Here is a 25,552-nt window from a genome sequence, read left to right as displayed (position 1 = left end):
TTCATTTATATAGGTGTCAGGGGATATCGACGCCCTCGAGCAGCAGCATGTCTACCAGGCGGATCAGGGGGAGGCCGACCAGGCTGGTGGCGTCCGTGCCTTCGGTGGCACGAAACAAGCTGACGCCTAGGCCCTCGGCCTTGAAGCTGCCGGCACAGTCGAAGGGCTGCTCGGCCTCCAGGTAGCGCTTGATGCGTGCTTTATCCAGTGTGCGGAAATGCACGGTGAAAGGGATGCAGTCGACCTGGCAGGTGCCGGTGGCGGTGTTTAGCAGTGCCAGACCGGTCAGGAAAGTTACGCTGTTGCCGCTGGCGGTCTGGAGTTGAGCTTGGGCGCGGGCCAGGTCGTGGGGTTTGCCGAGAATCCGCCCGTTGAGTACGGCGACCTGGTCGGAGCCGATGATTAGATGTTGTCGGTGGCTCTCGGCAAGGGCTCGGGCTTTCTCCTCGGCCAGGCGGCGCACCAAGTTTGGCGCATCCTCATGGGAGTGGCGGCTTTCGTCTATGGTGGGCGCGCTCCAGGCAAAGGGTATCCGTAGGCGGGCGAGGAGTTCGCGGCGATAAGGGGAGCTGGATGCGAGCACCAGAGGCAGCATGATGATTTCCTTGGGTATGTTCGGGGATTCTAACCAGCGAGCCAGTTGGCGCACAGGCCGAATTTCCTTTGACAGCCGTGGGGTGCATCCCTAAAATGCTGCGCCTATGTTGAATGGCCCGATTCCTCCTCACGTTGATCCGCGCAAACTGGCTGATCGTGGCGCCACCCTTGAGGGTGAGCTGCCGCTGGCTGAATTGCAGCGACTCTGCGATCCGCTTGCCGATAATGTCGGTGTCGTCCGTGCGAAGTTTTTTTTCGAGCGCGACGAGCGTAAAGCTGTGGTAATCCACAGTTCGATCGACGTTGAGGTCAAGATGGTTTGCCAGCGTTGTCTGGAACTGGTCGCTCTGCCGATCCACAGCGAATGCAGTTACGCCGTGGTGAAAGAAGGTGCGAATACCCAGTCTGTGCCGCAAGGCTATGACGTGCTGGAATTGGGTGAGGATCCATTGGATCTGCTGGCGTTGGTCGAGGAGGAGCTGTTGCTCGCCTTGCCCATTGTTCCGGCTCATGATCCTGAAGATTGCCAGCAGCCGGCGGGCCTTGAAGAGCCCGAGCCGAGCGAGGACGAGGTATCGCGGTCCAACCCGTTCAGTGTATTGGCACAGTTAAAGCGTGACCCAAACGTTTAGGAGTTATTAATTATGGCTGTTCAGCAGAACAAAAAATCCCGCTCCGCCCGCGACATGCGCCGTTCGCACGACGCTCTCGAGGCTAGCACTCTGTCCGTTGAGAAGAGCACCGGTGAAGTTCACCTGCGTCACCACGTGTCTCCGGAAGGCGTATACCGTGGTCGCAAAGTGATCGACAAGGGCGCTGACGAGTAATCCTTGTCCGCTCCGATCATCGCGATTGACGCAATGGGTGGGGACTTCGGTCCCCACAGCATTGTTCCGGCCTGCATCGCCTGCTTGGCCGAATTCCCTTCGTTGCACCTGGTCCTCGTCGGCCAAGCCTCCCTACTGAATGAATTGATTGCACGCCACTCGGGTGTCGATCGCGCTCGTCTGCAGGTTGAACAGGCCAGCGAGGTTGTCGGTATGGACGATCGTCCTGCCCAGGCCTTGCGTGGCAAGCCTGACTCTTCCATGCGCGTGGCCCTGGAGCTGCTGCGTGATGGTCGCGCCCAAGCCTGTGTCAGCGCCGGTAATACCGGTGCGCTGATGGCGCTTTCGCGCTACGTGCTGAAAACCCTGCCCGGCATTGACCGGCCGGCGATGGTCACGGCCATTCCGACTGAGCGCGGGCACTGCCATCTGCTTGATCTGGGCGCCAATGTCGATTGCAGTGCCGAGCATCTCTATCAGTTCGCGGTAATGGGGGCGGTAGCGGCCGAGGCACTAGGAGTCGCTCGTCCGCGCATTGCGCTGTTGAATGTCGGCACCGAAGACATCAAGGGCAATCAGCAGGTCAAGTTGGCGGCCAGTTTGCTGCAACAGGTCGAAGAGCTGAATTACATCGGTTACATCGAGGGTGACGGTCTCTACCGCGGCGAAGCCGATGTAGTGGTGTGCGACGGGTTTGTCGGCAACATCCTGTTGAAATCCAGCGAAGGCCTGGCGGCCATGATTTCTGCGCGGATGGAGGCTTTGTTCAAGCAAGGCTTGGGTTCGCGACTGGTGGGCTCTCTTGCCTTGCCGCTGTTGCGTCGTTTGCAGGCTGATCTGGCGCCGGCGCGGCATAACGGTGCGAGCTTTCTTGGTTTGCAGGGCATTGTGGTGAAAAGTCATGGTGCTGCTGGTCCTGAGGGGTTCCAGAGCGCCATTCGCCGTGCCTTGATTGAAATTCGCGAAGACCTGCCGCAGCGTCTGCATGGTCGTCTCGAGCATCTGTTGTTGTAGGATGTGACCGCACTTGCCAGCCTGTCATCCAACTCTCAGTTTGTTGCGCTTGGCTAGGCTAGGCGTAATCCTCCCGACGCTAAGACCATTAGGGACCGTTTAAATGTCTGCATCCCTCGCATTCGTCTTCCCAGGCCAAGGCTCGCAATCCTTGGGCATGCTTGCTGAGCACGGCGCGCAGCAGAAGCTGGTGCTGGACACCTTTGTCGAAGCTTCCGAAGCGCTCGGTTACGACCTTTGGGCCTTGACTCAGCAAGGCCCGGAAGAGCATCTCAATCAGACTGACAAAACCCAGCCGGCTATCCTGGCTGCGTCCATCGCGTTGTGGCGTCTGTGGTTGGCCGAGGCTGGTGTGCGCCCGGCATTTGTTGCCGGTCATAGCCTCGGCGAGTATTCGGCGCTGGTGGCTGCAGGCAGCCTGGGCTTCGCCGATGCGGTGAAGCTGGTGGAGCGTCGTGGCCAGTTGATGCAGCAAGCTGTGCCGGCCGGACAGGGCGGTATGGCCGCGATTCTTGGTCTGGAAGATGCGGATGTACTGGCCGCCTGCGCCGAAGCCGCGCAGGGTGAGGTGGTCAGTGCGGTGAATTTCAATGCCCCCGGCCAGGTAGTGATTGCCGGGGCGGCGGCGGCGGTCGAGCGCGCTATCGAGGCGTGTAAGGTGCGTGGCGCCAAGCGTGCGATGGCGCTGCCGGTCAGCGTACCGTCGCATTGCGACTTGATGCGCCCGGCGGCTGAGCGGTTCGCTGAGGCGGTCTCGGCGATCGCCTGGCAGGCCCCGCAGATTCCGCTGGTGCAGAACGTCAGTGCGGCTGTCGTGGCTGATCTCGATGCCCTCAAGCGTGATCTGCTGGCGCAGCTCTATAACCCGGTGCGTTGGGTTGAGTCGATGGTTCGCCTTTCGGGGCTTGGCGTGACCGGCCTGGTCGAGTGTGGCCCAGGTAAAGTGCTCTCGGGCTTGAACAAGCGTTGTGTTAAAGGCGTCAATACCTACAACCTCGATACCCCGGATGCCTTCGCCGCCACGCGTGCGGCGCTGGTCTGAATTAGGAGAAATATTCATGAGCCTGCAAGGTAAAATTGCATTGGTCACCGGCGCTAGCCGCGGTATTGGCCAGGCTATCGCTCTGGAGTTGGGGCGCCAAGGCGCCGTAGTGATCGGCACGGCTACCTCGGCTGCCGGTGCTGAGCGTATTGCGGAAACCCTGAAAGAACATGGCATCGAAGGTGCCGGTTTGGTGCTCGACGTCAGCAATGATGAGTCGGTAGCCAGTACTCTCGAGCATATCCAGCAGCATCTTGGTCAGCCCTTGATCCTGGTCAACAATGCGGGCATCACCCGTGACAATCTGATGTTGCGGATGAAAGACGACGAATGGCATGACGTGATCAACACCAACCTCAACAGCCTGTACCGCGTGTCCAAAGGGGTGCTGCGTGGCATGACCAAGGCGCGCTGGGGGCGGATTATCAATATCGGTTCAGTAGTTGGCGCCATGGGCAATGCTGGGCAGGTAAACTACGCTGCGGCCAAAGCGGGTCTTGAGGGCTTTAGTCGTGCCCTGGCTCGTGAAGTCGGTTCGCGAGCGATTACCGTGAACGCGGTGGCGCCGGGCTTTATCGATACGGATATGACTCGTGAGCTGCCGGAAGCGCAGCGCGAAGCGCTGCAGGCGCAGATTCCGCTGGGTCGCTTGGGTCAGGCAGAAGAGATCGCTAAAGTGGTGTCTTTCCTGGCTTCCGATGGCGCAGCCTATGTCACCGGGGCTACTATTCCCGTGAATGGCGGAATGTATATGAGCTGAATGTGACGGGAGCCTTCAGAAAACTGTCATACGAACTGTCTAAAATCCGTTATAAAGCTGCAACTGGTTTATAGACAGATCGTTGGGTGATCGAGAAGGTCCTCGGCATTCAGCTTGAAATGCGGAAAACCCTTTCTATACACTTACCCACAGACCAGCTGCCTGGATTTGTTCATTAGGAGTGAAAACAAGGTATGAGCACCATCGAAGAACGCGTCAAGAAAATCGTTGCTGAGCAACTTGGCGTCAAAGAAGAGGAAGTAACCAACAGCGCTTCCTTCGTCGAAGACCTGGGTGCCGACTCTCTTGACACCGTTGAACTGGTGATGGCTCTGGAAGAGGAATTCGAGACCGAAATCCCGGACGAGCAAGCCGAAAAAATCACCACCGTTCAGGAAGCTATCGATTACGTTACTGCGCACGCGTAATAACCTGTAATCGTCGATTCCCGACTTGGAAAAGCCGCACTGCCCAAAAGGCGTGCGGTTTTTCTTTAAGCGCATGCAACGCGCTGCGAAACCGAATAAGAGGAGATTGCTGTGTCGCGTAGACGCGTCGTGGTCACCGGTATGGGCATGTTGTCGCCCCTGGGTACCGATGTTCCGAGCAGCTGGCAGGGTATTCTGGCCGGTCGTAGTGGTATCGGCCTGATCGAGCATATGGATCTTTCCGCTTACACCACTCGCTTTGGTGGCTCGGTAAAGAACTTCAATGTCGAGGAATACTTGTCGGCCAAAGAGGCACGCAAGATTGACCTGTTTATTCAATATGGCTTGGCTGCCTGCTTCCAGGCGGTGCGTGATTCTGGCTTGGAGGTCACTGACGCCAACCGTGAACGTATTGGCGTGGCCATGGGGTCGGGTATCGGCGGGCTGACCAATATCGAGAACAACTGCAAGTCTTTGCACGAGCAAGGGCCGCGGCGAATTTCGCCGTTCTTTGTTCCGGGCTCGATCATCAACATGATTTCCGGTTTCTTGTCGATCCATCTGGGTCTACAGGGGCCGAACTATGCGATTGCCACCGCCTGTACCACGGGTACGCATTGCATTGGCATGGCGGCACGCAACATCGCCTTTGGCGAAGCGGATGTGATGGTGGCCGGCGGTGCCGAGATGGCTGCCTGTGGCCTGGGTATCGGCGGCTTTGCGGCTGCCCGTGCGCTGTCCACCCGCAATGACGATCCGAGCCGTGCTAGCCGTCCGTGGGACAAGGGCCGAGACGGTTTCGTATTGTCCGACGGCGCTGGTGCCTTGGTGCTGGAAGAGTTGGAGCATGCCAAGGCGCGTGGCGCGACCATCTATGCCGAGCTGATCGGTTTCGGCATGAGCGGTGATGCTTACCACATGACTTCGCCGCCGGAGGATGGTGCCGGTGCTGCGCGCTGCATGCGCAACGCTCTGCGCGATGCCAGCCTGAATCCTGAGCAGGTGCAGTACATCAATGCCCATGGCACTTCGACACCGGCTGGCGACAAGGCGGAGGTGGCAGCGGTCAAGTCGGTATTCGGCGAGCATGCTTATAACCTGGCTGTCAGCTCGACCAAATCGATGACCGGCCACTTGCTGGGTGCTGCCGGTGCGGTAGAGGCGATCTTCAGTGTGCTGGCGATTCGCGACCAGGTTGCGCCGCCGACCATCAACTTGGACGAGCCGGACGAGGGGTGTGACCTCGACTTCGTGCCACACCACGCCAGGAGCACGCCCATCGATGTGGTGTTGTCCAACTCCTTTGGGTTTGGCGGTACCAACGGCTCACTGGTGTTCCGCCGGTTTGTCGACTGATGTCGAGCTGGATTGATGGTCGCCCAGCTGAGACCTTGCCCGTCAAGGACCGAGGCCTGGCCTACGGCGATGGGTTGTTCGAAACCATTGCCGTCAAACACGGGCGGCCACAGCTGCTTGAGCGGCATTTGGCGCGTCTGTCTGAAGGTTGTGCGCGTCTGGCCATACCCTGTGATGAGGGGCTGATCCGCACGGAGCTTTTGGCATTTTCTGCTGTGCTGGGTGAGGGTGTAGCCAAGCTGATCCTCACCCGTGGCGATGGTGTGCGTGGCTACGCGCCGCCGCAAGCGGCTCACTCTCGGCGCATTCTGCAAGGCAGTTCTGCTCCGGCTTATCCGACGGTCAATGCCGAGCAGGGCGTGCGTCTGTTCCCCTGTGCGACGCGTTTAGCCGAGCAGCCGCTGCTCGCCGGGCTCAAGCACCTCAATCGCTTGGAGCAGGTGTTGGCGCGGGCTGAGTGGCAGGATCTCGAGCATGCTGAAGGTTTGATGTTGGATGTCTCTGGGCGCGTGATTGAAGGCGTTTACAGCAACCTGTTCCTGGTTAAGGATGGCGTGTTGCTCACGCCTGACCTGTCCCGTTCGGGTGTCGCCGGGGTGATGCGGGCTGAGCTGTTGTCCCAAGCCGAGCGCCTGGCGCTTCCAGTGGCGGTGCGCGAGATCAGCACTGTCGAGTTGCTCGAGGCTGACGAAGTCTTCCTGTGCAACAGCCTCTATGGGGTTTGGCCGGTGCGTGCGCTGCAAGGTCACGACTGGCTGGTCGGCCCGCTCACCCGTAAACTGCAGACCATCGCCCGCGATCTACTGGACTGCTGATTCGTGATACGCAAATTATTGCTGCTACTGGAAGGCGGACTGCTGCTGGCCGGTCTGCTGCTGGCGCTCGCCGCCTGGCAGCAGCGCGATGCACTCGAGCAGCCACTGAATCTGCCTGAAGAATACGTGCTGGATGTCCCAGCCGGCGCGACCCCGGGCGGCGTGCTTAATCGCCTGCAAGGCGAGGGGGTGCTGCGCGATGCCTTCTGGTTGCGTTTGTATTGGCGTTTCAACTTGGCTGGACAGTCGCTGCACAGTGGCGAATATCGACTGACGCCGGGGTTGCGCGCGCGCGATCTGCTCGGTCTGTGGCAGCGCGCTGAGGTGGTGCAGTACAGCCTGACCCTGGTCGAGGGTTGGAGCTTCCGCCAAGTCCGTGCGGCACTGGCGCGCCAATCCAAGCTCGAGCAATCCCTGGCGGGGCTCAGCGATGCGGAGTTGATGGCGCGTCTCGGCCAGCCAGGTGTTTATCCCGAAGGGCGCTTTTTTCCGGATACCTATCGTTTTGTTCGTGGTATGAGCGATTTGGAGTTGCTCAAGCAGGCCTACGCCCGTCTGGATGAGGTGCTGGCCGAGGAGTGGCAAAAGCGTGCGGGAAATCTGCCGTACCGCGAGCCTTATCAAGCCTTGATCATGGCCTCGATGATCGAGAAGGAAACCGGTGTGCCGCAGGAGCGTGGGCAGATTGCCGGGGTATTCGTCCGTCGTCTGCAGGTCGGCATGCTGCTGCAGACCGACCCAACCGTGATCTACGGCCTGGGTGAGCGCTATACCGGCAAGCTGACACGCGACCATCTGCGCGAGCCGACGCCCTATAACACCTACGTGATTGCCGGTATGCCGCCGACGCCGATCGCCTTGGTCGGGCGTGAAGCGATCCGTGCGGCACTCCACCCGGCGGATGGCAAGAGCCTGTATTTTGTCGCCCGCGGCGATGGCAGCCATGTATTCTCCGACGACCTCGATGCGCACAATCGAGCGGTGCGTGAGTATCAACTCAAGCGCCGTGCCGATTACCGTTCCAGCCCGAGCCCGGACTCGGGCATGCCATGAATCATGAAGAAGGACAGCCTGTGACCGGCCTGTTTATTACCCTGGAAGGCCCGGAAGGCGCCGGTAAAAGCACTAACCGTGAATACCTGGCCGAGCGTCTGCGGGCGCGGGGTATTGATGTGGTGTTGAGTCGTGAGCCCGGTGGTACGCCGCTCGCCGAGCGGATTCGCGAACTCCTGCTGGCGCCCAGCGCTGAGCCAATGGCCGCGGATACCGAGTTGCTCTTGGTGTTCGCCGCCCGTGCTCAGCATCTGGCCGAGGTGATCCGTCCGGCGCTGGCGCGTGGGGCGGTGGTGTTGTGTGATCGGTTTACCGATGCGACCTACGCCTATCAGGGTGGTGGCCGTGGCTTGTCGGAGGCGCGCATCGCCGCTCTGGAAAACTTTGTCCAGGGCGAACTGCGCCCCGATTTGACGCTGATTTTCGATCTGCCGGTCGAGGTGGGCCTGGCCCGTGCCGTGGCCCGTGGGCGGCTGGATCGTTTCGAGCAGGAGGGTCGCGACTTCTTTGAGTCTGTCCGTCAGGCCTATCTGCGCCGCGCCACTGCCGAACCCGCGCGTTATCGGGTAGTGGATGCCGCGCAGTCGCTGGCCCAGGTGCAGCAGTCGCTGGATGCCTTGTTGCCAGAATTGCTGGAGTTGGCCCGTGGTTAGGGCGTGTCATCAGTTATTTCCCACGCCGCGACGGCGCCTGCTGTTGCGCAGGGAAAGGCGCGAGGAGTGTGGTTTGGTCGTTCCAAATCAACGACGAGTAACGCAGCCCTGCGCAACAGCAGGCCCGTCCCTTCGGGTTGTGCCTGAAAGCGTGCCATGCTGCGTTGCAGTCCTTGGCAAGGGAACAACTCTTTCCTGCGGACTGCGCCTTGCCTGGCGCGCTTTCAGGCGACAACGCGGAGCGGGAAATAATTGATGACACGCCCTGTGTATCCCTGGCAGGCGGCACTCTGGCAGACCTTGGCGGGGCGCACGCAGTATGCGCATGCCTATCTGCTGCATGGTCCGCTTGGTATTGGTAAGCGTGCCCTGGCTGAGCGGCTGATGGCGCGGCTGCTGTGCCGTAGCCCGGTCGGCCTGGATGCCTGTGGCCAGTGCAAGGCCTGCCTGCTGCTGGCGGCCGGCACTCACCCGGATAACTTCATCTTGGAGCCGGAAGAGGCTGACAAGGCGATCAAGGTTGACCAGGTGCGTGAGCTGGTGAGCTTCGTCGTGCAGACTGCACAACTCGGCGGGCGCAAGGTGGTGCTGGTCGAGCCGGCTGAGGCGATGAACCTGAATGCCGCCAACGCCCTGCTGAAAAGCCTGGAAGAGCCGTCTGGCGATACGGTTTTGTTGTTGGTCAGCCATCAGCCCAGCCGACTGTTACCCACAGTGAAAAGCCGCTGCGTGCAACAGGCCTGTCCGTTGCCCAGTGAGGCGGATAGCTTGGTCTGGTTGGCGCAGGCGCTACCCGAGAGCAGCGCCGAGGAGCGTCGCGAGCTGCTGAGCTTGGCCGCGGGTTCGCCACTCGCCGCAGTTAGCTTGCAGGGGCAGGGTGTGCGTGAACAGCGGGCGCAGGTGGTGGAGGGGGTGAAGAAACTCCTCAAGCAGCAACAAGCTCCGAGCCAGCTGGCGGAGGGCTGGAATAGCGTACCGCTGTTGCTGCTGTTCGATTGGTTTTGCGACTGGTCGCAGCTGATTTTGCGCTATCAGTTGACCAAGGATGAAGAAGGGCTGGGCCTCGGCGATATGCGTAAGGTCGTGCAATACCTTGCCGACAAGTCGGCGCAAGCCAAGGTCCTGGCTGTGCAGGATTGGTTGCTCGCGCAGCGGCAGAAAGTGCTCGGCAAGGCTAATCTGAACCGTGTCTTGCTTCTCGAAGCCCTGCTCGTGCAGTGGGCAAGCCTGCCCGGACAGGGCTAGAATCGGCCCTTTGATCAGTAAGCTAGGAATGCCGCATGAGCCTGCCACCGAATTTTGGCCCGCGTAATGGAATCTTGTCCCTGACGATCAAGGACAAGTCCGTGCTCTATGGCGCCTACATGCCCTTCATCAGAAACGGCGGTTTGTTCATTCCGACCAACAAAAGCTACAAGTTGGGCGACGAAGTCTTCATGTTGCTCAACTTGATGGACGAGCCGGAGAAGATTCCGGTCGCTGGGAAGGTGGTCTGGATTACCCCTAAAGGTGCCCAGGGCAACCGCGCCGCCGGTGTCGGCGTGCAGTTCAATGATGGCGACAACACGGCCCGCAACAAGATCGAAACCTACCTGGCCGGGGCGCTGACGTCCGACCGCCCAACTCACACGATGTAAGCGTTATTTTCCCATGCTTGTCGACTCCCACTGTCACCTCGATCGTCTCGACCTGGCTGCCCATGGCGGCTCTCTGGATGCCGCGCTGGATGCCGCGCGCGCGCATGGTGTAGGGCATTTCCTCTGTATAGGTGTGAGCGCGGATAACGCGGCAGCAGTCAAGGGGCTGGCCGAGCAATACGCCGATGTCGATTGCTCGGTGGGCGTGCATCCGCTCGATCTGCAGCCGGGTGTCGCGCCTGCGCTGGATTGGCTGCTGGCCGAGTTGAATCACCCACGGGTTGTGGCGATCGGTGAAACTGGGCTGGATTACCACTACGAGCCGGAAGCCGCCGAGTTGCAGCGGGAGGCGTTCCGACTGCACCTTGAGGCGGCAAGGCTCACCGGCAAGCCGGTTATCGTGCATACCCGCGAAGCGCGTGCCGACACCTTGGCCCTGCTGCGCGATGCCGCCTTGCCCCAGAGCGGGGTGTTGCACTGCTTTACCGAAGACTGGGAGATGGCCAAGGCCGCGCTGGATCTCGGTTTTTACATCTCGTTGTCCGGTATCGTCACCTTTCGCAATGCCGAGGCTTTGCGTGAAGTGGCCCGGCAAGTGCCGGTAGACCGTCTGCTGGTGGAAACCGACTCGCCTTACCTGGCGCCGATCCCCTATCGTGGCAGGCCTAATCTGCCGCAGTACGTGCGTGAGGTCGCGGAGTTTCTGGCGGCGTTGCGCGGGGTGAGTCTCGAGGCGTTTGCCGAGCAGACGACGACGAACTTTCAGCGCCTGTTCCCCCTTGCGCACTTAAAGCGCGGATAAAAAAAACCCGGACTCTGGGGGATGAATCCGGGTTAAGACCATTAGGAGTAAATCAAGGTACACAATCCACGGTACCCTGCCTGGCGGGGCACTTGGGGGAGATGCCGCACACCAGTATCTTTGAGTATCGGTGAAGATTGGCGATCGTCCAGGCCAACTCCGTTCATTTTTTAAACAGATTTGGAATACTGGCGCCGCTGTTGAGTCCTCACCTAGCTGCCAGCTGGCGTAGCAGTGCCAAAGTCTCCTCAATGACCCTCGGTTCGGTATAGAAATGGGGTGACAGGCGGATACCCGCACCGCGCTGCGCGCAAATTACCTGCTCGCGTTTAAGCTGCTCGAATAGCGCTTGTTTCTCCCAGCCTGCCAGGCTGAACGTCAGAATCCCTGCGCGTCGCGACGGATCGGCCGGGCTGTGCAGGCTGATGCCAGGTATGCTGGACAGGCCGTCCTGCAGCCACTGCATGCGTTCTTCCAGGGCCTTGCCGACCGCAATCATGCCGGCTTCCTCCAGCAGCGACAGGCTGGCTTCCAGCGCCATGGTGCCCAACATGTTCGGGCTGCCACACTCGAAACGCCGGGCAGTGCGCGCGGGCTGCCAGTCCGTACGGTTGTAATCGCCGGCGTGTTCGAGCATATGCCAGCCGTACTCGTGCAGTTTGAGCTGCTCGCGCAGATCGCTGCGGCAATAGAACACGCCCAACCCCTCTGGGCCGAGCAGCCATTTGTGCCCGTCGGCCATGGCGAAGGCACAGTCGCAGGCTTGGGCGTCGAAGGGCAGGGCGCCGAGCTGCTGGATGGCATCCACGCAGAACAACACGCCGCGCTGGCGGCAGCCATGGCCCAGGCGCTCAAGATCGAGGCGCAGGCCACTGGCGTATTGCACGGCGCTGATCGACATCAACCGCGTCCGCGGCCCGCAGGCGGCAAGCAGCGCTTGCTCGGGGTCGCTGCCAGTCAGGTTGACTTGAATCACCTCGACGCCCAGCGGTTTCAGCGCTTCCCAGACGATGCGATTGGAGGGAAACTCCTCATCGCTGATCACGATTTGCTCGCCCGCTTGCCAGTCGAGGCCGAACGCGACGAAGGACAAGGCTTCCGAGGTGTTCTTCACCAAGGCAATGTCGGCCGTGGATGGCGCATTGAGCAGCCGCATCAGGCGCTCGCGTAAGCGCTGCTCTACTATTAGCCAATCCGGGTAGTCGCGGGCGCCGAGCAGCACATTCTGTTCGGCGAAACGGCTGACAGCCAACGCCGCCCGGCGTGGCCAGGGTGCTACGGCTGCGTGGTTCAGATAGCGCAGCCCTGGGTCTTGGGTAAACTCGTCATGAAAGGCGTACATGGTCTGATGATCCGTGCAATTTGGCCCTAAATAGGCATAATACGCGCCTTCGATTTTTGACCCCGCAGTCTCTTTATGCAGAAAGAACCCCGTAAGATCCGTGAATTTCGCCGCCGCGAGCAGGAAATTCTCGATGTCGCGCTCAAACTCTTCCTCGATCAGGGGGAGGATAGCGTTACCGTCGAGATGATCGCTGACGCCGTAGGGATTGGCAAAGGCACCATCTACAAGCATTTCAAATCCAAGGCGGAGATCTACCTGCGCCTGATGCTCGACTACGAGCGTGATTTGAACGAGTTGCTGCACTCGGCCGACGTGGATCGAGACAAGGAAGCCTTGTCGCGCGCTTATTTCGAATTCCGCATGCGTGACCCGCAGCGCTACCGCTTGTTCGACCGCCTGGAAGAAAAAGTCGTCAAAGGCAACCAAGTGCCGGAGATGGTCGAGCAGTTGCACAAGATCCGCGCCTCCAATTTCGAGCGCCTGACGCTGCTGATCAAGGGCCGGATCGCCGAAGGCAAGCTGGAAGACGTGCCGCCATACTTCCACTACTGCGCTGCCTGGGCGTTGGTGCATGGCGCCGTGGCGCTGTACCACTCGCCGTTCTGGAGCAACGTGCTGGAAGATCAGGAAGGTTTCTTCCAGTTCCTCATGGATATCGGTGTGCGCATGGGCAACAAGCGCAAACGCGACGGCGAGACGCCTCCGGTTTGATGCCATTCAGCCGGTCTATATCGGCATGCCAGGCATGCGGGTGGATTGGCGGCGGGGATATACTGCGGCGTATCACCCGTCGGAGTTGCCCATGATCGTCGACCGCCAGGGCAGGCGTTTTCGCAATTTGCGGATCAGCCTGACCGCCGCCTGCAATTACGCCTGCACTTATTGCGTGCCCGACGGCAAACGTCTGGTCGCGGCGCAGGATGAGTTATCGGCCGAGGCCATGGTCCGTGGGGTGGCTTACCTGATTGAGGCGGCTGGGATCGAGAAGCTGCGCATCACCGGTGGCGAGCCACTGGTCAGCCCGAAGCTGGAGGTGCTGTTGCGCGGGGTCAGTCAACTGGGTTTGCACGACATCAGCTTGACCAGCAATGGCCAGCTGCTGGCGCGCAAACTGCCGCTGCTACTCGAAACGGGCATCCGCCGTTTAAACATTTCTCTCGATACCCTCGACCCGGAAGCCTTCCGGCGGATTGCCCGTGGCGGTGATCTGGCCACAGTGCTGAATGGTCTGGAACAGGCACGGGCGGCTGGGTTGAAGATCAAGCTGAACATGGTGCCGCTGCGCGGGCAGAACCTCGATCAGGTCTTGCCTTTGCTGGATTACTGCCTGGAGCGCGGCTTCGAACTGCGCTTTATCGAGCTGATGCGCATGGGCCACCTGGCACGCGATCCGAATAGCTTTTTGCAGCAGTTCGTCGGTATGCCCGAACTGTTGGCGCTGATCGCCGAGCGTTATGAATACCAGCAGGCCGATGCGCCGCTGGATGCCACGGCTTTGCGTTACCAGATCCCTGGGCAGGGCTTTTTCGGCGTGATCGCCAATGAAAGTGTGCCGTTCTGCCGCACCTGCTCGCGGCTGCGCTTGTCCTCTACGGGCTGGCTGCATGGCTGCCTGTCATCGAGCAATCGCCACTATGTCGGTGACTTGCTCGACAAACCACGCCATCAGGCCCTGCCAGCCTTGCAGCGGTTATTAGTCAAGGCGCTGGGCGACAAGCAGGAGATGGCGTTCTCCGGTGGCGTGACGGTGATGAAGATTATTGGCGGCTGATTCGTCGGCTTATTTCAATGTTCGAGCAAACCCCATGCCGCGGCCTGAAGTCAGGGCGAGGCCGTGGTTCGTGCGGCCGGTCATCCGGAAAGTACCCGGCAGCAGCGTTTAACCGTCGGCAGCAGCCCGATTATTTATAGGATCTAAGGAGCTGCTTGCAGCCATGAGCGTCGAACAATTCCCCGTCAGCTATATCGAACCGGTGTTCCGCCCGCCGAGTGAGGCGCATTCGCTGATTCTGCCGGTGACTAATGGTTGCTCCTGGAATCAGTGCAGTTTTTGCGATTAGTTCCCCCTTTTCATGAATACTATTTCGTTGGCTGTGTGGTGATGGGCATTCACCTGACAGTAGATCGCTGAGGGAGTGGTCATACGGCCCCGAGCCGGCTGATGTTGATCGAAACCAATACCCGCTACTTGGGGGATACCGCGCGCATTCGCAGGCGTGGCGGTTTTCTGACGTTCTATGAGGCCAAGCCGGATGCTCTGTTTGGCCCGCCCCTGCAGGATTACGCGCGCCGTTTGCTGGGACTGAGTGATTAATAAGAGGAAGAGGGCATGAGTGACCCAGGCAAGGCCGGTGATCTGCTAGCGCAGATTCCCAAGACCGAGAAACAGGGGCTGCCACCGGTACACCTGTGGAATCCGCCATTCTGCGGCGATATCGACATGCGGATTGCCCGCGATGGCACCTGGTTCTACCTGGGTACGCCCATCGGGCGTAAGCCGATGGTGCGGCTGTTTTCCACGATCATTCGCCGTGACGGCGATGCCTACTTCCTGATCACGCCGGTGGAGAAGGTCGGGATCAAGGTCGATGACGCACCGTTTGTCGCCATCAACCTGCAGGTCGAAGGCGAGGGCGAAGAGCAGGTGCTGCGCTTTGCCACCAATGTGGATGATGAAACTGTCGCCGGGGCCGAGCACCCGCTGCGGGTTGAGCTCGATCCGCTGACCCAGGAGCCGGCGCCCTATGTGCATGTGCGAGCCAATCTTGAGGCACTGATTCACCGCAACGTGTTCTATCAGTTGGTCGAGCTGGCCGTGCCGTGTGAGATCGATGGTCGGTGCTGGTTGGGGGTGTGGAGCGGCGGGCAGTTCTTTCCCATAGGTCCGCAACCGGAATAAATGACAGGCACAAAAAAGGGCTCCCGAAGGAGCCCTTTTTCATACCCGAGCGAATTACATATTCGGGTAGTTCGGACCACCGGCGCCTTCCGGTGTGACCCAGGTGATGTTTTGGGCCGGGTCCTTGATGTCGCAGGTCTTGCAGTGCACGCAGTTCTGCGCGTTGATCTGGAACTTCTTCTCGCCGTTTTCCTGCGTCACTACCTCATACACGCCGGCCGGGCAGTAGCGTTGTGCCGGCTCGTCATACAGCGGCAGGTTTTTTAGCAGCGGAATGCTCGGGTCGGTCAGCTTCAGGTGGCAGGGTTGTTCCTCTTCATGGTTGGTGTTGGAGAGGAATACCGAACTCAGTTTGTCGAAGCTGATCTTGCCGTCGGGTTTTGGGTAGTCGATCTTTTTCGACTCTGCGGCCGGCTTCAGGGTGGCGTAATCCGGTGTGGTGTCATGCAGGGTAACCGGGATTTTGCCGCCGAAGATGTTCTGGTCGATGTAGTTGAACGCCGCACCCGCCAGTACGCCGAACTTGTGCAGAGCAGCGCCGAAGTTGCGGCTGCGGAACAGCTCGTCATACAACCAACTGGCCTTGAAACCGTCGACGTAACTGGTCAGCTCGTCGCCGCCTTCACGACCGGCGAACAGCGCATCGGCGACCGCTTCGGCGGCCAGCATGCCGGACTTCATGGCGGTGTGGCTGCCCTTGATCTTGGCGAAGTTCAGGGTGCCGAGGTCGCAGCCGATCAGCGCGCCGCCGTTGAATACCATCTTCGGTAGCGAGTTCAGGCCGCCCTTGCTGATGGCGCGAGCGCCGTAGGCCACGCGTTTGCCGCCTTCCAGGTACTGCTTGATCACCGGGTGCTGCTTGTAGCGCTGGAACTCATCGAACGGCGAGAGGTGCGGGTTGCTGTAGGACAGGTCGACGATCAGGCCAACCACCACCTGGTTGTTCTCCAGGTGATAGAGGAACGAGCCGCCGGTATTCTGGTTGCCTACTACATCCAGCGGCCAGCCGGCGGTATGCAGCACCAGGCCCTGCTCGTGCTTGGCCGGGTCGACGTCCCAGATTTCCTTGATGCCGATGCCGTAGTGCTGGGCGTCGGCTTCGGAGTCGAGGTTGTACTTCTTGATCAGCTGTTTGCCGATATGGCCACGGCAGCCTTCGGCGAACAGGGTGTATTTGCCGCGCAGCTCCATGCCAGGGGTGTAGTAACCCTCTTTTGGATGGCCTTCACGGTCGACGCCGAGGTCGCCGGTGACGATGCCACGGACTACGCCGTTTTCATCGATCAGCGCTTCCTGAGCCGCAAAGCCTGGGTAGATCTCTACGCCAAGGTTTTCAGCCTGCTGGGCCAGCCAGCGGCAGAGGTTGCCCAGGGAGATGATGTAATTGCCCTCGTTGTGCATGGTTTTCGGCACAAAGAGATGGGGAACCTTGATCGCGCCTTCGGCGCTTTTGAACATGTAGATGTCATCGCGCTTGACGGGCGTGTTCAGCGGGGCGCCGAGCTCTTTCCAGTCAGGGAACAATTCATTCAGCGCGCGCGGCTCGAATACTGCACCGGAGAGGATGTGGGCGCCGACTTCGGAGCCTTTTTCGACCACGCAAACGCTGATTTCTTTGCCAGCTTCTGCGGCCTTCTGCTTCAGTCGGCAGGCGGCGGACAGGCCAGCTGGGCCGGCGCCGACGATGACGACGTCGAACTCCATAAATTCGCGTTCCACAGGCTATCTCCTACTCAGGCTCTTTATCGATGTTTTATAGTGGCGGACTAGGCTCGTTCCTTGAGCAGTGCGGGCGCATTATATCTACTGCCTTTGGCAGGTCCAATACAAACGTTTGTTTGAATTTCGTCAAGCCCTGTTAGAATCGGGTGTCCACGGCTTATATGTGGCCATTTTGCCGTATTGACCAGCATGGGCGATACGGTCAAGATACGGGCGGTTTTGCGCTGGCCATTCCATAGGCAGACCGTCGGTTCCGGCTGACGTGCATCACTGGCCAGGTTCGTCTTGGCGACATTCTTTATTCACCGGAGAGTAACGAGGAATCCATGAAGGTTCTTGTAGCTGTCAAACGAGTGGTTGACTACAACGTCAAGGTTCGCGTCAAAGCGGACAACTCCGGCGTTGATCTCGCCAACGTCAAAATGTCGATGAACCCCTTCTGCGAAATCGCCGTGGAAGAAGCTGTGCGCCTGAAAGAAAAAGGCGTGGCGAGCGAAATCGTCGTCGTCTCCATCGGCCCGAACGCCGCGCAAGAGCAGCTGCGTACGGCTCTGGCCCTGGGCGCCGATCGTGCCATCCTGGTCGACAGCAATGACGAGCTGAACTCGCTCGCCGTGGCCAAACTGCTGAAAGCCGTGGTCGACAAAGAGCAGCCGCAGCTGGTCATCCTTGGCAAACAGGCCATCGACAGCGACAACAACCAGACCGGCCAGATGCTCGGCGCCCTGACCGGCTTCGCCCAGGGCACCTTCGCCTCCAAGGTGGAAGTGACGGGCGACAAGGTCAATGTGACGCGCGAAATCGATGGCGGCCTGCAAACTGTGGCCCTGAGCCTGCCGGCTATCGTCACCACCGACCTGCGCCTGAATGAGCCGCGCTACGCGTCGTTGCCGAACATCATGAAAGCCAAGAAGAAGCCGCTGGAGGTGTTGACTCCGGATGCTCTGGGCGTCTCCACCGCCTCCACCGTCAAGACCCTGAAAGTCGAAGCGCCGGCTGCTCGCAGCGCCGGTATCATGGTCAAGTCGGTGGCTGAATTGGTCGAGAAACTGAAGAACGAGGCGAAGGTAATCTAAATGACTATCTTGGTTGTTGCTGAACACACTAACGCCGCTCTGGCCCCCGCCACTCTGAACACCGTTGCCGCCGCGAAAGCGATCGGTGGCGATATTCATGTGCTGGTTGCCGGCCAAGGCGTAGGTGCCGCGGCTGAAGCCGCCGCCAAAATCGCCGGCGTGTCCAAGGTTCTGGTCGCCGATAACGCCGCTTACGCGCATCAGCTGCCGGAAAATGTCGCGCCGCTGATTGCCGAGCTCGGCAAGGGCTACAGCCATGTCTTGGCTTGCGCGACTTCCAACGGCAAAAACATTCTGCCGCGCGTTGCCGCGCAGTTGGATGTCGATCAGATCTCCGAGATCATCGCGGTTGAAAGCGCCGACACCTTCAAGCGTCCGATCTATGCCGGTAACGCCATCGCTACCGTGCAGTCTTCGGCGGCCGTGAAAGTGATCACCGTGCGTTCCACCGGTTTCGACCCGGTGGCGGCTGAAGGCGGTTCTGCGGCCATCGAAGCTGTCGCAGCCGCTCACGATGCCGGCAAGTCGGCGTTCGTTGGTGAAGAGCTGGCCAAGTCCGATCGCCCGGAACTGACCGCGGCCAAGATCGTCATCTCTGGCGGTCGCGGCATGCAGAACGGCGATAACTTCAAGCACCTGTACGCGCTGGCCGACAAGCTCGGCGCCGCCGTCGGTGCTTCGCGTGCCGCCGTCGATGCGGGCTTCGTACCGAACGACATGCAGGTCGGTCAGACCGGTAAGATCGTCGCGCCGCAGCTGTACATCGCGGTCGGTATTTCCGGTGCGATCCAGCACTTGGCCGGGATGAAAGACTCCAAGGTCATAGTCGCGATCAACAAGGACGAAGAGGCACCGATCTTCCAGGTGGCGGATTACGGCCTGGTGGCTGACCTGTTCGAAGCCATACCGGAGTTCGAGAAGTTGGTTTAATCCAGCTTCCTCGCCCAATAAAAAACCCGCTCATCGAGCGGGTTTTTTATTGTCTGTCTGTAGGGGTTAGCTTTTCACCCTGTCGAGAAAGGCCTGGTAATGCTCGGCGGTCTCTTCCGGGTGCTCGATCATGGGGGCGTGCCCGGTGTTCTGCATGATGACTACACTCGGCTTCTTCAGCAGTGGCTGCATCACCTCGATGCTGGAAACATCGAGTACGCGATCCTTGTCGCCCCAGAGCAGCAGCGTGGGGGCCTGGATTTTCGGTAACTCCGGTTCCAGCGGAATGTAACGCTCCATCAACTGTTTGAAGATCTTGTCGTAGTGCGCGCTGTTGGCGATGGCCTGTTCGGCCAGATAGCGTTTGAGTGTGCCCGGTAGTGGTGGCGGTTCGACGAAGACAAAACTCAGCATACGGGAAAAGTCTTCCGGGCTCCTCACGACCAGTGGATTAGGCTCACCACGCTGCAGGATCTCGAACAGCTCGCTCTTCCTCGGTGCGGTGACCCCGGCGTTGTCCAGCAGGGCCACAGACAGCACCTGTTGCGGGTGGCGCGCGGCATACAGGGCGCTGATGTGCCCGCCCATGGAATTGCCGATCAAGTGCAGTTTCTCGATGCCCAGGGCCTTGGCAAAGGCCGCCAGGCGTTCCACCTGAGTGCCGACGTCATAACTGGCCTCCGGCTTGCTGCTCTCGCCAAAACCTGGCAAGTCGAGGGCAATCACGTGGTAGCGCTGAGTGAAGTGTTTAGCGAAGCGCAGCCAGTTATCCTTGTTGGCGCCAAAGCCGTGAACCATCAGGATGGTTTCGCCGTCCGCCGGGCCGCCCTCGTAGTAATGGATGCTAAGATCGCCCACCTCCAGGTGTTCGGCCGAGAGCCCCGCCAACTGACGCTCGACCAGTTGCGCACTGGTCATCAGGGTGGCAGGGGAGAAGTACAGCAGCCCAATAGCCGCAGCTAAAACCAGCGCTAAACCGAGAAACAGTTTTTTCATGGCATGTCCTTATCGCTAATAATTATTGTGGCTGGCGTTAAGCTAGCATGAAGATCAATCCCGGCGTTCGACTGTGGCCCTCATCCAATCGAACGTTTTGTCGAGAAGCACTCCATGCGTGAATATCCCTTCTTCAAACTGTTGCTGCTGCTCATGGGGTTGGCCCTGTTCCCGGGGTGGGCTTTAGCGCTCGGCAAATGCGAGCGGCTGGTGGCCACCGGTAATCCAGAGTACCCACCGTATCTCTGGCGCGATCCGCAGAACCCGCAGCGACTGATCGGCGCCAATGCCGATCTGCTGCAGCAAATCGCCACGGCCTTGGGGCTGAAGCTGGAAATTATCTACACCGGCCCGTGGTCGCAGGCCAAGGAAGAGGTACGCAGCGGACGTGTCGATCTGCTTGCGGGGGCCTCTCTGACTCTGTCGCGGTTGGAGAGTATGGATTACATCCATCCGGCTCTGTTCTCTACACCGAGTGTGGTGTGGGTACGCAAGGGGCATGGTTTTCCTTATAGCGGCTGGGAGGATCTGCGTGGGCATACAGGCGCGATCCTGGCGAATGATCGCTTCGGCCAGCCGTTCGATGCCTTTGCCAAGGCCAATTTGACCCTCGAACAGCTGCCCAGCCTGACCCAGGCGTTCCAGAAACTGTTGTTGGGGAGTCCCGAATATGTGTTGTACGAGCGTTACCCCGGGGCGGCGCTGGCAGACACGCTCGGTATGCAGAATGATCTGGAGACGCTTGAGCCGCCGATCTCCAGTGCAGGGTTGTTTCTGACCTTGTCGCACAACTCGGCCTGCAACGAACCCTGGCTGCGCGGACAACTGGCGAAAAAGATGACAGAATTGGCCGCCGCCGGTGTGCCGGAGACCTTGCTGCAGCGCAATCTAGAGCGTTGGAAAGAGCAGCAGTTGCAGCCGGCAACCGCCCCGAATCAGTAGGAAAATTTTCGTGATCCATAGACGCATACTGGCAACCAGCCTGGTCGTTATGGCCTTGGCCGGTTGTGCTAACGACCCTGCGCCGAACGAGCAGATGCGCCTGACTGAGCAGGCTGTAGTGCAGGCCAAGGCCGTCGGGGCGGATGAGCAGATTCCGGAAATGCTGCTGGCCGAGCAGAAGCTCGCGCTGGCGCAGAAGAACATGCTCGAAGAGGATTACAAGAGAGCGCGGATGCTCGCCGAACAGGCCGAGCTGGATGCTCGCTTGGCCGAGGCTCGCGTGCTGACGCTGAAAAGCCAGAAACAATTGGTGGAGTTGAGCGCCCGGATCAATCGTCTGCGCAAGCAGTTGGGGGATCTGCAGTGAGCTGCAAACTTTACCTGAATGGCAGCCTGTGGCTGGCCATCGCATTGCTGGCGGGTTGCGCCAGCCAACAAGACAGCGAGCACGCTCTGGAAACCGCGCGGGCGAGCTTCCAGCAGGTCAAAGAAGACTCGGATGTACTGCGCAGCGCGCCTAAGGATGTGATTCGTGCCGGTGAGTCGTTGGCGCGTGCCGATCGTCTCTCCAGTTACTGGGGCAGTGAAGCTGACGTCAGCCATTACGCCTACCTGAGCCAGCGTTACAGTGAGATCGCCACTGAGCACAGTGCGTTGAGCCTGAACCAGGAGCGCACGGCCAAGCTTGAGCTGGAGCGTGAGCGACTGCAACTCGCCCTGCGTGAAGCCAAACTGCTCAGCGTGCAACAGCAGGGCAAGTGGCTGGAGGAGCAGATCGTCAGCTTGGCCACTACCGAGACCGAGCGTGGTTTGGTGATGACCTTGGGCGATGTGCTGTTCGATGCCAACCGTGCCGAGTTGAAAGCCTCAGCCAATCGCACGGTGCTCAAACTGGTGCAGTTTCTCCAGCTCAACCCAAGGCGCGTGGTGCGTATTGAGGGCTACACCGATAGCCGTGGCAGCAAAGAGGAGAACCGCGAGCTGTCGCGTGCGCGCGCGCAAACCGTGGCCGATCTGTTGGTCGACTTGGGCATCGATGGCAAACGTATCCAGGTGAGTGGTTACGGGGCCGATTTCCCGGTGACGGAGAATGCTTCCGCCCGTGGGCGAGCACAAAATCGTCGGGTGGAGATCGTCTTCTCCGATGAGCAGGGCCATCTCGGCTCGGCCCGCTAAACCTCCAGGCGCTGGAGCCGAACCCCGGTGGCTGTAAAGCGCCGGGGTTTTTTCTTATGTGCATCAGCGCTGATTGCAATCCCGGCTTGCTGCTAATTGGATGGATACAGTCGCTAGCGAACTGGTACTGTATCGGCAACAATACTGGGAACTGTGCCGGTGCAGTTTCGATCTGCTCGGCTACTGTTTCGGTTCAGTGACCCGGGGAAGGCTGCTATGACCAATCTGTTGCTCTATCAACGCATCGCTCAGCAACTGGCCGAGGATATTCGCCGTGGCGTCTACCAGCCGGGTGAGCGGGTGCCGTCGGTGCGCAAGATGAGTTCGCAGCTGAATGTCAGCCATGCCACTGTGCTCCAGGCCTATGCCAATCTGGAGGATCAGGGGTTGATCCGTGCGCGGCCGCAGTCCGGCTTCTATGTCCACCAGACTCCGGCGCTGACCGCGCCAACCCCGGATATCGCTCGGGTCGAGCGGCCTGGCCTGGTCACCCGCAGCAGCATTATCAATCAGGTGCTCACCGAGTCGCGGCGCGAAGGGGTGTTTCCCCTAGGGGCCGCGGTGCCGCATGTGGATTACCTGCCCGTGCGGGCGCTGCATCAACAATTGGCCAAGGTCACCCGGTTTCAGAGCCCGCGCGCCTTCAGTTACATGTTCAGCCCAGGGTTTGAGCCGCTGCGCCGCCAAGTGGCGATCCGCATGCGCGACGCCGGGGTGGTGGTCGACCCGGCAGAGGTGGTGATCACCCATGGTTGCGTGGATGCCTTGCAGATGTCGCTACGGGTCCTGACTAAACCGGGAGATCTGATTGCGACCGAGTCGCCGACTTATTACGGTTTGCTGCAGTTGGCCGATCTGCTGGGCCTGAAAGTGATCGAGATCCCCAGCGATCCGGCCACCGGTATCAGCCTGGAAGCCTTGCAACTGGCGGCTAATCAATGGCCGATCAAAGCCATGGTGCTCACCGCGCGGCTGAGCAACCCACTCGGCGGCACCATTCCCGAGGAGCGGCAAAAGCAATTGCTGCGCCTGGCGAAAGATTTCGATATCCAGATCATCGAGGACGATATCTACGGCGAGTTGATGTTCGAGCAGGGGCCGACCAAGGCGCTCAAGTCCCATGACCGTGAGGGGCGGGTGCTGTATTGCTCGAGTTTCTCCAAGACTCTGTCGCCTGGTGTGCGGGTCGGCTGGATCATTGCCGGTAAGTACCAGGACGATATCCAGCGCCTACAAACCTTCAGCACCCATTCGGCCTGCAGTGTGACGCAGATGGGCGTCGCGGCTTACCTGGAGAACGGCGGCTACGACCGGCATCTGCGTTATATCCGCCAGGAGTACCGCAAGAACCTCAGCGCCTTCCAACTGGCAGTCCAGCAGTACTTCCCCGAAGGCACGCAAATCACCCGGCCGAAGGGCGGTTTCATCCTCTGGGTCAGTCTGCCGCGGCGGGTGAATACCAAGGATCTGCATGTGCGCGCCTTGCAGCAGGGCATCAGCATCGCGCCGGGGCTGATTTTCAGTAACACCGAGCAGTTCAATCACTGCGTGCGGTTGAACTGCGGCATTCCATGGAATCGCGAAGCCGAGCGCGCGCTGATGACGCTGGGGATGCTGGCCAGCCAGCTGTGCCATGAGGCGGCCAGCGCCTTCTGAAAAAATTCAGCACGCTTAACCCGGAGGCTGTGACCTCTGCGTCTACCAGGGCGAATGGATCTTTCGTCCCCAGGAGGCGCCCAACATGTCCCGTTACCGCGTTATTTCCCGCCAACCGCTGCTCTGTGGTTTCGCCAGCGGTTTGCTCCTGGCGCTAGCCGCTTGCAATGCCTCGCAATCCGAGCAACCGAACGCACCGGTGGCGCAGGAGAAGCTGGCCGCCGCCGTTACTGAAGATGCACGAAGCCAAGAGTCGCGCGCGCAGCCGTTGGCGCAGAAGGCCGAGTCGGCGAACTACGCCATCACGGGCATGGCCATGCCGAGCCAGGTTACCCCGGCACCGATGAGCGAGGCGCTACCGCCGGGCTACCGTGATGTGCCGCGTGAGCAGTATCAAAAGCTGGCGGATAACCCGATTCACGCGGTGGCCGAGACCCCCGTGTCGACCTTCGGCATCGACGTGGATACCGGCGGCTATGCCAATGTGCGGCGCTTTCTCAACGATGGCCGCCTGCCGCCCGAAGAGGCGGTGCGCCTGGAGGAACTGGTCAACTACTTCCCCTATGCCTATCCGCTGCCCAAGGGCGATACCCCCTTTGGCGTGAGCACCGAGCTGGCGACCTCGCCGTGGAATGCCAACAGTCGCCTGCTCAAGGTGGCGATCAAGGCGTCGGATCTGCGGGTCGAACAACTGCCCGCCGCCAATCTGGTGTTTTGGGTGGATGTCTCCGGCTCGATGGATCGGCGTGAAGGTCTGCCCATGGTGCAGAGCACCTTGAAGTTGTTGGTCGAGCAATTGCGCGCTCAGGACAAGGTCTCGCTGGTGGTCTACGCCGGTGAGTCGCGGGTGGTGCTGGAGCCGACTTCGGGGGTGCAGAAAGCCAAGATTCGTGCGGCCATCGAGCAGCTCAGAGCCGAAGGGTCCACGGCGGGCGAGTCGGGTATCCAGTTGGCCTATCGGCAGGCGCAACAGGGCTTCATCGACCAGGGCATCAACCGCATCCTGCTGGCCACCGATGGCGACTTCAACGTCGGTGTCAGCGACTTCGAGACGCTGAAGAAACTGGCGGCCGACAAACGTAAAAGCGGTATTTCGCTGACCACCCTCGGCTTTGGTACCGATAACTACAACGAACGATTGATGGAGCAACTGGCCGATGCCGGCGACGGTAACTATGCCTATATCGACAACCTGCGCGAGGCGCGCAAGGTGTTGGTCGAACAGCTGAGTTCGACCCTAGCGGTGGTGGCCAAGGACGTGAAAATCCAGGTCGAGTTCAACCCCGCGCACGTCAGTGAATACCGCCTGCTCGGTTACGAGAACCGTGCGCTCAAGCGTGAAGATTTCAGCAACGACAAGGTCGACGCCGGCGAGATTGGTGCCGGGCATAGCGTCACCGCCCTGTACGAGATAGTGCCGACGGGCAGTCAAGGCTGGCTGGAGCCGCTGCGCTATCAGCGCGCGGCGAAAACCGCGGCCAAGACGGGCGAGCTGGCGTTGCTGCGCATCCGCTACAAAGGGCCGCAGCAAAGCCAGAGCCGCTTGCTGGAAGTACCGATCAAGGCCGAGCAAAACCCTACTCCGATTGCCCAGGCCAGCGAGGATCTGCGCTTCGCCGCGGCCGTTGCCGGTTTTTCTCAACAGCTCAAGGGCGGGCAATACACCGGCACCTTCGATATGGCGGCCAGCGCCAAACTGGCCCGCAGCGCCAAGGGCGAAGATCGCTTTGGGCTGCGTGCCGAGTTCGTCCAGCTAGTCGAGCTGGCGCAGAGCCTGCAAACTGCCGGTTCAAGTTCCGTTCCCGAAATGGCCAAGGTCGACTGAG

At 60.2% G+C, this 25,552-nt stretch carries 27 protein-coding genes and 2 pseudogenes; 25 read left to right on the top strand and 4 right to left on the bottom strand.

Annotated features, from left to right (window positions below; translation table 11 throughout):
* Nucleotides 1–16: 16 nt before the first annotated feature.
* Nucleotides 17–595 (bottom strand): nucleoside triphosphate pyrophosphatase, encoded by a 579-nt coding sequence (locus tag FFS13_RS04180; protein WP_137817849.1) that lies wholly within the window; start codon nt 593–595, stop codon nt 17–19.
* Between the two features lie 106 nt (nt 596–701).
* On the opposite strand from FFS13_RS04180, the gene FFS13_RS04175 reads away from it, so the two are divergent.
* The 13 genes from FFS13_RS04175 (at nt 702) to FFS13_RS04115 (ending at nt 10,984) form a co-directional block, all read left to right on the top strand.
* Nucleotides 702–1,229, top strand: coding sequence for a YceD family protein (locus tag FFS13_RS04175; RefSeq protein WP_137817848.1), 528 nt, complete (start codon nt 702–704; stop codon nt 1,227–1,229).
* A gap of 12 nt (nt 1,230–1,241) precedes the next feature.
* Nucleotides 1,242–1,424 carry a 50S ribosomal protein L32 gene (rpmF, locus tag FFS13_RS04170; protein ID WP_003245185.1) on the top strand — a complete coding sequence of 61 codons (183 nt, stop codon included), beginning with the start codon at nt 1,242–1,244 and terminating at the stop codon, nt 1,422–1,424.
* A 3-nt stretch (nt 1,425–1,427) separates the two neighbouring features.
* Nucleotides 1,428–2,438: a phosphate acyltransferase PlsX gene (gene plsX / locus FFS13_RS04165; protein WP_137817847.1), complete on the top strand. Its 1,011-nt coding sequence runs from the start codon at nt 1,428–1,430 to the stop codon at nt 2,436–2,438.
* Between the two features lie 103 nt (nt 2,439–2,541).
* Nucleotides 2,542–3,480, top strand: a complete 939-nt coding sequence (fabD, locus tag FFS13_RS04160) for an ACP S-malonyltransferase (protein ID WP_137817846.1) — start codon at nt 2,542–2,544, stop codon at nt 3,478–3,480.
* A gap of 16 nt (nt 3,481–3,496) precedes the next feature.
* Entirely contained in the window at nt 3,497–4,240 is a 744-nt protein-coding gene (gene fabG, locus FFS13_RS04155) for a 3-oxoacyl-ACP reductase FabG (RefSeq protein ID WP_137817845.1), read from the top strand.
* A gap of 194 nt (nt 4,241–4,434) precedes the next feature.
* Nucleotides 4,435–4,668: an acyl carrier protein gene (acpP, locus tag FFS13_RS04150; RefSeq protein WP_058066290.1), complete on the top strand. Its 234-nt coding sequence runs from the start codon at nt 4,435–4,437 to the stop codon at nt 4,666–4,668.
* 111 nt (nt 4,669–4,779) lie between these two features.
* Entirely contained in the window at nt 4,780–6,024 is a 1,245-nt protein-coding gene (gene fabF, locus FFS13_RS04145) for a beta-ketoacyl-ACP synthase II (protein WP_137817844.1), read from the top strand.
* On the top strand, nt 6,024–6,839 hold the full coding sequence (gene pabC / locus FFS13_RS04140) for an aminodeoxychorismate lyase (RefSeq protein ID WP_137817843.1): 816 nt from the start codon (nt 6,024–6,026) through the stop codon (nt 6,837–6,839). The genes fabF and pabC overlap by 1 nt, the downstream gene beginning before the upstream one ends.
* A 3-nt stretch (nt 6,840–6,842) precedes the next feature.
* A complete protein-coding gene (mltG, locus tag FFS13_RS04135) occupies nt 6,843–7,892 on the top strand; it encodes an endolytic transglycosylase MltG (RefSeq protein ID WP_137817842.1) in 1,050 nt (349 codons plus the stop codon).
* 20 nt (nt 7,893–7,912) lie between these two features.
* Nucleotides 7,913–8,545, top strand: a complete 633-nt coding sequence (tmk, locus tag FFS13_RS04130; RefSeq protein WP_137818010.1) for a dTMP kinase — start codon at nt 7,913–7,915, stop codon at nt 8,543–8,545.
* 255 nt (nt 8,546–8,800) lie between these two features.
* Nucleotides 8,801–9,790: a DNA polymerase III subunit delta' gene (locus tag FFS13_RS04125; protein WP_137817841.1), complete on the top strand. Its 990-nt coding sequence runs from the start codon at nt 8,801–8,803 to the stop codon at nt 9,788–9,790.
* Between the two features lie 35 nt (nt 9,791–9,825).
* A complete protein-coding gene (locus FFS13_RS04120) occupies nt 9,826–10,182 on the top strand; it encodes a PilZ domain-containing protein (RefSeq protein ID WP_137817840.1) in 357 nt (118 codons plus the stop codon).
* Nucleotides 10,183–10,195: 13 nt separating this feature from the next.
* Nucleotides 10,196–10,984 carry a TatD family hydrolase gene (locus FFS13_RS04115; protein WP_137817839.1) on the top strand — a complete coding sequence of 263 codons (789 nt, stop codon included), beginning with the start codon at nt 10,196–10,198 and terminating at the stop codon, nt 10,982–10,984.
* 208 nt (nt 10,985–11,192) lie between these two features.
* Here the strand turns inward: FFS13_RS04115 and FFS13_RS04110 are convergent, their stop codons facing one another.
* Complete coding sequence (locus FFS13_RS04110) at nt 11,193–12,326, bottom strand: aminotransferase class V-fold PLP-dependent enzyme (protein ID WP_137817838.1); 1,134 nt, start codon at nt 12,324–12,326, stop codon at nt 11,193–11,195.
* A 75-nt stretch (nt 12,327–12,401) separates the two neighbouring features.
* On the opposite strand from FFS13_RS04110, the gene FFS13_RS04105 reads away from it, so the two are divergent.
* The 5 genes and pseudogenes from FFS13_RS04105 to FFS13_RS04085 all read left to right on the top strand — a co-directional run bounded on the left by FFS13_RS04105 (nt 12,402) and on the right by FFS13_RS04085 (nt 15,228).
* Nucleotides 12,402–13,040 (top strand): TetR/AcrR family transcriptional regulator, encoded by a 639-nt coding sequence (locus tag FFS13_RS04105; RefSeq protein WP_137817837.1) that lies wholly within the window; start codon nt 12,402–12,404, stop codon nt 13,038–13,040.
* Nucleotides 13,041–13,131: 91 nt separating this feature from the next.
* Complete coding sequence (locus tag FFS13_RS04100; RefSeq protein WP_137817836.1) at nt 13,132–14,100, top strand: GTP 3',8-cyclase MoaA; 969 nt, start codon at nt 13,132–13,134, stop codon at nt 14,098–14,100.
* A 163-nt stretch (nt 14,101–14,263) separates the two neighbouring features.
* A pseudogene (locus FFS13_RS04095) lies at nt 14,264–14,386 on the top strand (radical SAM protein); the annotation flags it as partial.
* A 98-nt stretch (nt 14,387–14,484) separates the two neighbouring features.
* Nucleotides 14,485–14,643, top strand: a pseudogene (locus tag FFS13_RS04090) (DUF4823 domain-containing protein); the annotation flags it as partial.
* A 15-nt stretch (nt 14,644–14,658) separates the two neighbouring features.
* Complete coding sequence (locus FFS13_RS04085) at nt 14,659–15,228, top strand: DUF1285 domain-containing protein (protein WP_137817834.1); 570 nt, start codon at nt 14,659–14,661, stop codon at nt 15,226–15,228.
* Nucleotides 15,229–15,282: 54 nt separating this feature from the next.
* Here FFS13_RS04085 and FFS13_RS04080 read toward each other — a convergent pair whose 3' ends face one another.
* Nucleotides 15,283–16,947, bottom strand: coding sequence for an electron transfer flavoprotein-ubiquinone oxidoreductase (locus tag FFS13_RS04080; RefSeq protein WP_137817833.1), 1,665 nt, complete (start codon nt 16,945–16,947; stop codon nt 15,283–15,285).
* Between the two features lie 329 nt (nt 16,948–17,276).
* Between FFS13_RS04080 and FFS13_RS04075 the strand changes: the two genes are divergently transcribed.
* Both FFS13_RS04075 and FFS13_RS04070 read left to right on the top strand, forming a co-directional pair.
* Nucleotides 17,277–18,026 (top strand): electron transfer flavoprotein subunit beta/FixA family protein, encoded by a 750-nt coding sequence (locus FFS13_RS04075; RefSeq protein ID WP_137817832.1) that lies wholly within the window; start codon nt 17,277–17,279, stop codon nt 18,024–18,026.
* A complete protein-coding gene (locus FFS13_RS04070) occupies nt 18,027–18,956 on the top strand; it encodes an electron transfer flavoprotein subunit alpha/FixB family protein (protein ID WP_137817831.1) in 930 nt (309 codons plus the stop codon).
* A gap of 66 nt (nt 18,957–19,022) precedes the next feature.
* Here the strand turns inward: FFS13_RS04070 and FFS13_RS04065 are convergent, their stop codons facing one another.
* Nucleotides 19,023–19,952: an alpha/beta fold hydrolase gene (locus FFS13_RS04065; RefSeq protein WP_137817830.1), complete on the bottom strand. Its 930-nt coding sequence runs from the start codon at nt 19,950–19,952 to the stop codon at nt 19,023–19,025.
* Nucleotides 19,953–20,066: 114 nt separating this feature from the next.
* Here FFS13_RS04065 and FFS13_RS04060 point away from each other — a divergent pair, with 114 nt between their 5' ends.
* From FFS13_RS04060 to FFS13_RS04040, 5 genes are all read left to right on the top strand, one after another.
* A complete protein-coding gene (locus FFS13_RS04060; RefSeq protein WP_137817829.1) occupies nt 20,067–20,894 on the top strand; it encodes an ABC transporter substrate-binding protein in 828 nt (275 codons plus the stop codon).
* Between the two features lie 13 nt (nt 20,895–20,907).
* Complete coding sequence (locus tag FFS13_RS04055) at nt 20,908–21,261, top strand: DUF4398 domain-containing protein (RefSeq protein ID WP_371922933.1); 354 nt, start codon at nt 20,908–20,910, stop codon at nt 21,259–21,261.
* Nucleotides 21,258–22,070, top strand: a complete 813-nt coding sequence (locus tag FFS13_RS04050) for an OmpA family protein (RefSeq protein ID WP_256657809.1) — start codon at nt 21,258–21,260, stop codon at nt 22,068–22,070. The genes FFS13_RS04055 and FFS13_RS04050 overlap by 4 nt, the downstream gene beginning before the upstream one ends.
* Before the next feature lie 216 nt (nt 22,071–22,286).
* Nucleotides 22,287–23,726, top strand: a complete 1,440-nt coding sequence (locus FFS13_RS04045; RefSeq protein WP_137817828.1) for a PLP-dependent aminotransferase family protein — start codon at nt 22,287–22,289, stop codon at nt 23,724–23,726.
* Nucleotides 23,727–23,811: 85 nt separating this feature from the next.
* The gene (locus FFS13_RS04040; RefSeq protein ID WP_137817827.1) at nt 23,812–25,551 is read left to right on the top strand and encodes a VWA domain-containing protein; all 1,740 of its coding nucleotides are present in this window, start codon (nt 23,812–23,814) and stop codon (nt 25,549–25,551) included.
* The last annotated feature ends 1 nt before the right edge of the window (nt 25,552 follow it).

The sequence above is a fragment of the Pseudomonas sp. 2FG genome (assembly GCF_005502935.1).
In the GTDB taxonomy this organism is placed as follows: domain Bacteria; phylum Pseudomonadota; class Gammaproteobacteria; order Pseudomonadales; family Pseudomonadaceae; genus Aquipseudomonas.
Note: the sequence above shows the minus strand (reverse complement) of the source record. Positions and strands in the feature narration are given on the sequence as shown.

What these genes read in the sequence shown, in the direction of transcription:
- FFS13_RS04180 (WP_137817849.1), bottom strand. Translation starts at nt 595, where the DNA reads ATGCTGCCTCTGGTGCTCGCATCCAGCTCCCCTTATCGCCGCGAACTC.
- FFS13_RS04175 (WP_137817848.1), top strand. Translation starts at nt 702, where the DNA reads ATGTTGAATGGCCCGATTCCTCCTCACGTTGATCCGCGCAAACTGGCT.
- rpmF (WP_003245185.1), top strand. Translation starts at nt 1,242, where the DNA reads ATGGCTGTTCAGCAGAACAAAAAATCCCGCTCCGCCCGCGACATGCGC.
- fabD (WP_137817846.1), top strand. Translation starts at nt 2,542, where the DNA reads ATGTCTGCATCCCTCGCATTCGTCTTCCCAGGCCAAGGCTCGCAATCC.
- fabG (WP_137817845.1), top strand. Translation starts at nt 3,497, where the DNA reads ATGAGCCTGCAAGGTAAAATTGCATTGGTCACCGGCGCTAGCCGCGGT.
- acpP (WP_058066290.1), top strand. Translation starts at nt 4,435, where the DNA reads ATGAGCACCATCGAAGAACGCGTCAAGAAAATCGTTGCTGAGCAACTT.
- pabC (WP_137817843.1), top strand. Translation starts at nt 6,024, where the DNA reads ATGTCGAGCTGGATTGATGGTCGCCCAGCTGAGACCTTGCCCGTCAAG.
- FFS13_RS04125 (WP_137817841.1), top strand. Translation starts at nt 8,801, where the DNA reads ATGACACGCCCTGTGTATCCCTGGCAGGCGGCACTCTGGCAGACCTTG.
- FFS13_RS04120 (WP_137817840.1), top strand. Translation starts at nt 9,826, where the DNA reads ATGAGCCTGCCACCGAATTTTGGCCCGCGTAATGGAATCTTGTCCCTG.
- FFS13_RS04115 (WP_137817839.1), top strand. Translation starts at nt 10,196, where the DNA reads ATGCTTGTCGACTCCCACTGTCACCTCGATCGTCTCGACCTGGCTGCC.
- FFS13_RS04110 (WP_137817838.1), bottom strand. Translation starts at nt 12,326, where the DNA reads ATGTACGCCTTTCATGACGAGTTTACCCAAGACCCAGGGCTGCGCTAT.
- FFS13_RS04105 (WP_137817837.1), top strand. Translation starts at nt 12,402, where the DNA reads ATGCAGAAAGAACCCCGTAAGATCCGTGAATTTCGCCGCCGCGAGCAG.
- FFS13_RS04100 (WP_137817836.1), top strand. Translation starts at nt 13,132, where the DNA reads ATGATCGTCGACCGCCAGGGCAGGCGTTTTCGCAATTTGCGGATCAGC.
- FFS13_RS04085 (WP_137817834.1), top strand. Translation starts at nt 14,659, where the DNA reads ATGAGTGACCCAGGCAAGGCCGGTGATCTGCTAGCGCAGATTCCCAAG.
- FFS13_RS04075 (WP_137817832.1), top strand. Translation starts at nt 17,277, where the DNA reads ATGAAGGTTCTTGTAGCTGTCAAACGAGTGGTTGACTACAACGTCAAG.
- FFS13_RS04070 (WP_137817831.1), top strand. Translation starts at nt 18,027, where the DNA reads ATGACTATCTTGGTTGTTGCTGAACACACTAACGCCGCTCTGGCCCCC.
- FFS13_RS04065 (WP_137817830.1), bottom strand. Translation starts at nt 19,952, where the DNA reads ATGAAAAAACTGTTTCTCGGTTTAGCGCTGGTTTTAGCTGCGGCTATT.
- FFS13_RS04060 (WP_137817829.1), top strand. Translation starts at nt 20,067, where the DNA reads ATGCGTGAATATCCCTTCTTCAAACTGTTGCTGCTGCTCATGGGGTTG.
- FFS13_RS04045 (WP_137817828.1), top strand. Translation starts at nt 22,287, where the DNA reads ATGACCAATCTGTTGCTCTATCAACGCATCGCTCAGCAACTGGCCGAG.
- FFS13_RS04040 (WP_137817827.1), top strand. Translation starts at nt 23,812, where the DNA reads ATGTCCCGTTACCGCGTTATTTCCCGCCAACCGCTGCTCTGTGGTTTC.